The 714-nt window shown below is 61.8% G+C and carries 1 protein-coding gene and 1 pseudogene; one reads left to right on the forward strand and one right to left on the reverse strand.

Going from position 1 to position 714, the window contains the following annotated elements; genetic code table 11:
• The coding region (locus tag A5622_RS01025; RefSeq protein WP_156752792.1) for a hypothetical protein at nt 1-354 on the reverse strand (354 nt) is incomplete at its 3' end.
• 156 nt (nt 355-510) lie between these two features.
• Between A5622_RS01025 and A5622_RS01030 the strand changes: the two are divergent.
• Nucleotides 511-714 (forward strand): annotated as a pseudogene (locus A5622_RS01030) (hypothetical protein); the annotation flags it as partial.

Below are 714 nucleotides of genomic sequence, written 5' to 3' on the forward strand. Positions count from 1 at the left end.
GGACGTGATGGATTCGATGTAGTGCTCCTGCGAAGGCTGGGCGTTGCCCTGCCAGTCGCTGGGGGAGCCGACCTGCCCCACCACCACGGCCATCCACTTGGCCTGGTCGTAGTCGGAGCCACCCTCGGGGAACGGACCGGCGACAGGAAGCCGATACTGAAGCTGGTCGGCCAGCGCCTTCACGTGACTGTCGAGGTCGGTGCCGATGCCAGGGAGTTGGTAGTCCACGAACCCCAAAGTGGGGTTACCTGAGGGGTTATCGCCTTCCGCTACGGCGAACCCGAGCAGCATCCGCCACATGCTCTGCACGATGCCGTACTTCCGGAATTCCTCGAGGAGTTCGGTGTTGATCATTGGCCGTTACCGCCGGAACAGTTTGTTGACGCCGTTGCTGATCCGCAACGTCAGGTCACCGTCATTGGGGGTAAGCGGCAGGTCGGCTCCCCCAGCGACTGGCAGGGCAACGCCCAGCCTTCGCAGGAGCACTACATCGAATCCATCACGTCCAACATGCCGTCCGAAGCAGAGATTTCCGCGTACCTAGACGACGACCAGGAGCAGCCAACAGTGTCCGAACTTGTTCTCGACTACGACCATTCGATCACCCCGCAGGAACAGTATTGGGATTGCGGTCCCGCGTCCACGCAAGTTGTGCTGAGCGGTCGTCAGCAGGCTGCCAGCGAAAGCGACCTGATCGCGCAGATCGGCACCAAC

The sequence above is a fragment of the Mycobacterium sp. 1245801.1 genome (assembly GCF_001673055.1).
Classification (GTDB): Bacteria; Actinomycetota; Actinomycetes; order Mycobacteriales; family Mycobacteriaceae; genus Mycobacterium; species Mycobacterium europaeum_A.